The following is a 7150-nucleotide window of genomic DNA, read 5'->3' as shown; positions in this document are numbered from 1 at the left end:
GCCGCGCTGCTTTGGGGGTCCTGGTGGCGCCGGGCCGGGGCTTTCGCCCCCCCCCCCCCCGAAACTGCACACGGCGGCACGGCGGCACGGCGGCACGGCGGGAGGAGTGGGTGGTGTGGGGGTGACGGGAGGGGCGGAGCGGCCTACGCTGTCGCGAATGGCAGACGACGAGCGTCGATCGGTGCGCCGGTTCTCCCGGCTGCTCAGCCCGGCCGGGCTGGTGCTGGCGGGCCTGCTGTTCGCGGCCCCGTTCCTGACCGTGTCCTGCGACGCGCCCGGCGGCTACGGCCGGGCCGCGCCGGGCGGCACGACGACCTACACCGGCTGGGACCTGGCCACCGGCGGCACGCCCGACGTGACCGCGGACAAGCTGCTGCCGCCCGAGCAGCGGCGCAGCGACGTGCTCGCCCCGCAGCCGCTGGCGGGTGGGGTGCTGGTGCTGCTCGTGGTCGGGGTGCTCATCGCGATCGGGGTCGGCCGGGCCCGCACCCGCCGCGGCGTGGTGGCCGCGCTCGCCGCGATCGCGGCACTGTTCCTGCTGGTCAACCAGGCCACCGTGCGGGTGCTGGTGGAGGAGCGGCTGCGCGAGCAGCTCACCGGGCCGCTGCCGGCCGGCAAGGACGTCGGGGACTTCGTGCAGGACCAGGGCGGGTTCGGGTTCGCGCTGCTGGCGCTCGTGCTGGTGGCGCTGGGAAACCTGGCCGGCTGGGTGCGGCTGGTGCGCGGCCCGGGCCGGGCGGCGGCCGCGGCGGGCGGCGAGGCCGTGACGACGGCACCCGAGCAGAGTGGACCAGCCGCCACGGCGGCGCTCCCGGAGGGCTAACGCTCGTTCAGCCGGTAGGGCAGGATGTGGGGATGGCCGCCACCCACGAGGTCTTCAACCAGGTGCCGCCGCTGACCGGGCACGACGTCGCCGCCGACCCGGCGCTGCTGGCCGCGGTGGCCCGCGAGGGCGCGCCCTGGCACCTCGACGACCTGCACCGGCTCGGCCGGCTCGCGGGCACCGAGCAGGCCCAGCGCTGGGGCGACGAGGCCAACCGGCACACCCCCGTGCTGCGCACCCACGACCGGTACGGCAACCGCGTGGACGAGGTCGACTTCCACCCGTCGTGGCATGAGCTGATGCGGGTCGCCGTCACCGAAGGGTTGGCCGGTGGGCCGTGGGCCGATCCGCGGCCGGGCGCGCACGTGGCCCGCGCCGCCGGGCTGCTCGTCTGGAGCGTCGTCGAGCAGGGCCACACCTGCCCGATCTCGATGACGTATGCCGCCGTGCCCGCGCTGCGCGCCCAGCCCGACCTGGCCGCGCGCTTCGAGCCGCTGCTGACCGGCCGGGTGTACGACCCGGGCCTGCGCGCCCCGCAGACCAAGGGCGGCCTGCTCGCGGGGATGGGCATGACCGAGAAGCAGGGCGGCTCGGACGTGCGGACCAACACCACCACGGCCACCCCCGCGGGGGACGGCAGCTGGCTGCTGCGCGGGCACAAATGGTTCACCAGCGCGCCCATGAACGACCTGTTCCTCGTGCTGGCCCAGGCGCCCGGCGGCCTGTCCTGCTTCCTGGTGCCGCGGGTGCTGCCCGACGGCGTCCGCAACACCTTCCGCATCCAGCGGCTCAAGGACAAGCTCGGCAACCGCAGCAACGCCAGCAGCGAACCCGAGTTCGACGACACCGTGGCCTGGCTCGTCGGCGAGCAGGGCAGGGGAGTGGCCGTCATCCTCGAGATGGTGTCGCTGACCCGGCTCGACTCCAGCCTCGGTTCCGCGGCGGGCATGCGGGCCGCGCTCATGCAGGCCGTGCACCACGCCCGGCACCGCCACGCCTTCGGCGGCCCGCTGCTGGACAAGCCGCTGATGCGCAACGTGCTGGCCGACCTGGCGATCGAGTCGGAGGCCGCGACGACGCTGGTGATGCGGGTGGCGGGCGCGGTCGACCGGGCCGCGCGCGGCGACCGCGGCGAGCGGGAGTTCGCCCGGCTGGGCACCGCGCTGGCGAAGTACTGGGTGTGCAAGCGGCAGCCGGCGATGGTCGCCGAGGCCCTGGAATGCCTGGGCGGCAACGGCTACACCGAGGACTCCGGGATGCCGCGCCTGTACCGGGAGGCGCCGCTCAACGGCATCTGGGAGGGCTCCGGCAATGTCAACGCCCTCGACGTGCTGCGCGCGCTGACCCGCGAACCGCAGAGCCTCGCCGCGTACGAGCAGGAGGTCGCGGCGGGTCTGGGCGGCGACACCCGGCTCGATCAGGCCTGGCAGGAGCTGCGCAAGGAGCTGGCCGACACCGCCGACGCCGAGCTGCGCGCCCGGCGCATCGTCGAGCGGATGGCGCTGGTGCTGCAGGGTTCGCTGCTGGTCCGGCACGTGCCGGCCGCGGTGGCCGACGCGTTCTGCGCCTCGCGGCTGGCCGGCGACCGCGGCCTGGCCTTCGGCACCCTGCCGCCGGGCCTCGACCTGGCCGCGATCCTGGACCGGGTGCCCCCGGCCTGACCACTCGGTGTCGAGGGAGCCGGCGCGCGGCCGCTGCGGGCCGCCCGTCAGGACGTGGCGCCGACCGTGGCGACGCTGAACAGGCCGAAGGTGCCGAACATCGTGGCGGCCAGGACGCACCACAGCACGAAGAAGGCCGCCAGCAGGCCGGTCAGCACCCAGCCGACGACGAAGCCGGCGTTGGCCAGCTCGATGCCGCGCTCGCCGGTGGCGGCGATCTGCTGCTTGGCCTTGCTGCCGAAGTAGATGCCCAGCGGTGGGAAGACCAGGATGCCCAGCGCCAGCGACAGGATCGCGTAGACGTTGTACGGCGGCTGCGGCGGGTAGTGGCCGTACGGGTACGGGTACGGCGGCTGCTGCGGTGGCGGGGTCTGCGGCTGCTCGTCGGTCATGGTGGCCCTCCTCGAACCTTCTGCCGTGCAGGCTAAGCCACCCACGCCACCGGCCGTCCCAGCAGCACGACGGCCGATCGGCGTTAACAAGGCGCCCTTCTTCCACGCAGAGCGTCAAGAAGGTGCCCTTCCTTTTTTAGGTCGGGTTTGGACGGTGGTGGAGCGGGGTGCTGGCGTGAGCGGGAGGTTGCACGGTCGGCGCGTCCCGCGGGGTGTGACATGATCAGTTGATGGGTCGTCCGCCGCAGATCTTCGCCGCGTCCGGGCTGCTGCGCCCGCTGCCGGGTGCCGCGCCGCGCAAGCGGAGCCTGCTGATGGAGCACGCGGTCTCGCTGACCGGGGTGCGCCGGGCCAGGATCTGCTACGTGCCGACGGCCGTGGGCGACGACCCGGCCGCGATCGCCGCGTTCGGCCAGGCCTTCGGCGACACCGAGCACACGGTCACCCACCTGCGGCTGTTCCCGCAGCCCAACCACGCCGACGTGCGGGCGCACCTGCTGGCGCAGGACCTGATCTGGGTCGGCGGCGGCAGCGTGGTGAACCTGCTGGCCGTGTGGCGGGCGCACCGGCTCGACGCGGTCATGCGCGAGGCGTGGGAGGCTGGCGTGGTGCTCGGCGGCGGCAGCGCGGGCAGCATCTGCTGGCACGTGGGCGGCAGCACCGACTCGTTCTCCGACGACCTGGACCCGGTCACCGACGCGCTGGCGTTCCTGCCGTACAGCAACGGGGTGCACCACGACTTCCCCGACCAGCCCCGCCGTGCCCGGTTCCACGAGTACGTCGGCAGCGGCCTGCTGCCCGCGGGATTCGCCACCGACGACGGCACCGGTCTGCACTACGTCGGCACGGCGCTGGCCGAAGCCGTCACCAGCGCCGAAGGCGCGGACGCGTACCGGGTCGAGGTCGACGCCGCGGGCGTGGTGAGCGAGCGCCCGCTGGGAGCGCGACTGCTGTCCTGACCGCGGTCCGGGGAAGCGGTCTGCGCGCGAGCGCGCGGTGCGGCGTACCCGCCGGGTGTTGAAAGGAATTTCAGGCCGCCTCTGGAGCAGGGGCGGCGGGTCAGGCGCATGCCATAGATGAGTGCGGGTCTTTACATGCCCGAAATCTGTTGCTAGCTTTCAGAAACTTTCAATCGCCTTGCGCAAGAACGGGATCCGCATCCATTCTGGATGAACCGGCCTCCGTCGATGCCGCACGGCCCCGTGTGAGGAGCTGTCGTGAGCGCTCGACGTCGTGCTCGCGCCCGGTGGGGAGCAATGCTGCTCGCCCTGACCGGTCTCGTCGCGAGCCTGGTACCCGTGCTGACGCTGCCCGCGTCGGCCGCCAACACCGTCACCGTGTTCTACCGGCCGAACGCTGCCTGGACGACCGTCAACATCCACTACGCGCCGACCGGCGGGGCGTGGACGACCGTGCCGGGCGTGGCGATGGACGCCGCGTGCACCGGGTGGCGCAAGAAGACCATCGACCTGGGCACGGCGACCGGGTTGCAGGTGGTGTTCAACAACGGCTCCGGCACCTGGGACAACAACAACGGGGCCAACTACAGCCTGGGCACCGGCAACGTGACCGTGTCCGGCGGAGTGAAGGGCACCGGCGACCCGTGCGCCACCGCCTCGCCGTCACCCACACCCTCGTCGGCGGGCAACACCGTGACCGTGTTCTACCAACCGAATGCGGCCTGGACCACGGTGAACATCCACTACGCGCCCAACGGCGGGTCGTGGACGGCGGTGCCGGGGGCGGCGATGGACGCCGCGTGCACCGGGTGGCGCAAGAAGACCATCAGCCTGGGCACGGCGACCGGGTTGCAGGTGGTGTTCAACAACGGCTCCGGCACCTGGGACAACAACAACGGGGCCAACTACAGCCTGGGCACCGGCAACGTGACCGTGTCCGGCGGCGTGAAGGGCGCCGGCGATCCCTGCGCCACCACCTCGCCGTCACCGTCGCCGTCCAACTCGCCGCCGGCCTCACCGACGCCGTCGCCCTCACCGAGCACCCCGCCGCCCACCACGACCGGGACCATGCTCGGCGGCGACCCGCGCAAGGACGCCATTTACTTCGTGATGACCGCCCGCTTCTTCGACGGCGACAACGCCAACAACCGCGGCGGCAGCCAGCACACCAAGTCCGGCAACGCCGCCAACGGCGACCCGATGTTCCGCGGCGACTTCTCCGGGCTGATCCAGAAGCTCGACTACATCAAGGGCCTGGGCTTCTCCGCCGTCTGGATCACGCCGGTGGTGCTCAACCGGTCCGACTACGACTACCACGGCTACCACGGCTACGACTTCTTCCGCATCGACGCGCGGCTGGAGTCGCCCGGCGCGAGCTACCAGAACCTCGTCGACACCGCGCACGCCAAGGGCCTGAAGATCTACCAGGACGTGGTCTACAACCACAGCTCCCGCTGGGGCGCCGAGGGCCTGTTCACGCCGACCGTGTACGGCGTGCGCGACAGCCAGTGGAGCTGGTACTACGACGTGCCCAACCCGTCGTTCACCTATGACGGACTGTCGGTGGAGCCGGGTTCGGGCAAGAGCTACTACACCGGCGACCTGTGGTCGACGCCCGAGCCGGCCGGCAACACCTGCCGCAACTGGGGCACCTTCAGTGGCTTCTACAGCGCAGAGGGCTACAAGGTCTACAACTGCCAGTGGCCGAGCCCGACCAGCGGCATGTTCCCGAGCAACCTGTACCACCAGTGCTGGATCGGCAACTGGGAGGGCGAGGACGCGCGCAGTTGCTGGCTGCACGAGGACCTGGCCGACTTCAACACCGAGAACCCGGCGGTGCAGCAGTACCTGATCGACGCGTACAACCGGTTCATCGACATGGGGGTGGACGGGTTCCGCATCGACACCGCGGTGCACATCCCGCGCGTCACCTGGAACCGCCGCTTCCTGCCCGCCCTGGAGTCCAAGCTGATCAGCAAGTACGGCGCGGCCAAGGCCAAGGAGTTCTACGTCTTCGGCGAGGTCGCCGCATTCGTCAACGACAAGTGGAACCGCGGCTCGGTCAACCACTCCGCCCAGTTCTTCACCTGGAAGGAGCGGGCCACCTACAGCGCGAACGACGTCACAGCCGCGATCGAGCAGTTCGACTACGAGAACAACCTCGGCACCGGCAACCAGCCCACCAGCACCAACGCGTTCCTGCAGGGCAACGTCTACCACGCGCCCGACCACACGCAGTTCTCCGGCATGAACATCATCGACATGCGCATGCACATGAACTTCGGGGACGCGCCCAACGCCTTCAACAACGGCAAGGACAGCGACGACAGCGTCAACGACGCCACCTACAACGTGGTGTACGTCGACTCGCACGACTACGGCCCGAACAAGTCCAGCACCCGCTACGCCGGGGGCACCGACGCGTGGGCCGAGAACATGTCGCTGATGTGGACGTTCCGCGGCGTGCCCACGCTGTACTACGGCTCGGAGATCGAGTTCCAGGCCGGCAAGCAGATCGACTGCGGGCCCAGCTGCCCGCTGGCGAACACCGGCCGGGCCTACTACGGCGCCAATGTCGAGGGCAGCGTCACCGCCCCCGACTTCGGCGTGGTCTCCTCGGCCTCCGGCGCGGTCGCCACGACCCTGAACAAGCCGCTGGTCAAGCACCTGCAGCGGCTCAACCAGATCCGCCGGGCCGTGCCCGCGCTGCAGATGGGCCAGTACTCGACCGAGGGCGTGACCGGCCAGCTGGCCTACAAGCGCCGCTACACCAGCGGCTCGGTGGACAGCTTCGCGCTGGTCGCCGTCTCCGGCAGCGCCACCTTCACCGGCATCCCCAACGGCGTCTACACCGACGCCGTCACCGGCGCCTCGACCACCGTCGCCAACGGCACCCTGACCGCCACCGCCTCCGGCAAGGCCAACCTGCGCGTCTACGTCCTCTCCCTGCCCAACAACCCCGCCCCCGGCAAGATCGGCACCGACACCACGTACCTGCACTAGTCCGAAGGAAGGGCGTCTTCACCTCGCCGCGCGAGGTGAAGGCGCCCTTCTTCACGTACCCGCCCCGCCTGCCGGCGTCCCGGCACCGCCGCAGCGCGCGGTACGCGGGCGTCCGGGACCCGGCGCGGCTCGGGCGCGCAAACTGTACGGTCGGATTGCCGACCGCGGCAGACCCACGCTGACCAGGACGAACGTCGGCCGGCGAGCGCCGGACCCGGACGACTGCGCGCAAGGCACTAGCTCACAGTGGCGTCGGCGTCGCACAATGCGGATCATGCGTTGGTTCGGTCCCCGGTGTCCCGTCAGTCCCGA

5 protein-coding genes are annotated in these 7150 nt (G+C 71.4%); 4 read left to right on the top strand and 1 reads right to left on the bottom strand.

Annotation, left to right across the window (positions count from 1 at the left end; genetic code table 11):
• Positions 1–157: 157 nt before the first annotated feature.
• Together F9C41_RS27860 and F9C41_RS27855 are read left to right on the top strand one after the other, a co-directional pair.
• Positions 158–823 (top strand): hypothetical protein, encoded by a 666-nt coding sequence (locus tag F9C41_RS27860; protein WP_155389814.1) that lies wholly within the window; start codon positions 158–160, stop codon positions 821–823.
• Between the two features lie 32 nt (positions 824–855).
• Positions 856–2484, top strand: a complete 1629-nt coding sequence (locus F9C41_RS27855) for an acyl-CoA dehydrogenase family protein (protein ID WP_155389813.1) — start codon at positions 856–858, stop codon at positions 2482–2484.
• A gap of 47 nt (positions 2485–2531) precedes the next feature.
• Here F9C41_RS27855 and F9C41_RS27850 read toward each other — a convergent pair whose 3' ends face one another.
• Complete coding sequence (locus tag F9C41_RS27850; RefSeq protein ID WP_155389812.1) at positions 2532–2876, bottom strand: DUF4190 domain-containing protein; 345 nt, start codon at positions 2874–2876, stop codon at positions 2532–2534.
• Between the two features lie 227 nt (positions 2877–3103).
• On the opposite strand from F9C41_RS27850, the gene F9C41_RS27845 reads away from it, so the two are divergent.
• Together F9C41_RS27845 and F9C41_RS27840 are read left to right on the top strand one after the other, a co-directional pair.
• Positions 3104–3835, top strand: a complete 732-nt coding sequence (locus F9C41_RS27845) for a Type 1 glutamine amidotransferase-like domain-containing protein (protein ID WP_407924738.1) — start codon at positions 3104–3106, stop codon at positions 3833–3835.
• A gap of 258 nt (positions 3836–4093) precedes the next feature.
• The gene (locus F9C41_RS27840; RefSeq protein WP_230690066.1) at positions 4094–6838 is read left to right on the top strand and encodes a carbohydrate binding domain-containing protein; all 2745 of its coding nucleotides are present in this window, start codon (positions 4094–4096) and stop codon (positions 6836–6838) included.
• Positions 6839–7150: the final 312 nt, after the last annotated feature.

This window comes from Catellatospora paridis, assembly GCF_009720365.1.
Classification (GTDB): Bacteria; Actinomycetota; Actinomycetes; order Mycobacteriales; family Micromonosporaceae; genus Catellatospora; species Catellatospora paridis.
This window is presented reverse-complemented; position numbering and strand designations above follow the sequence as displayed.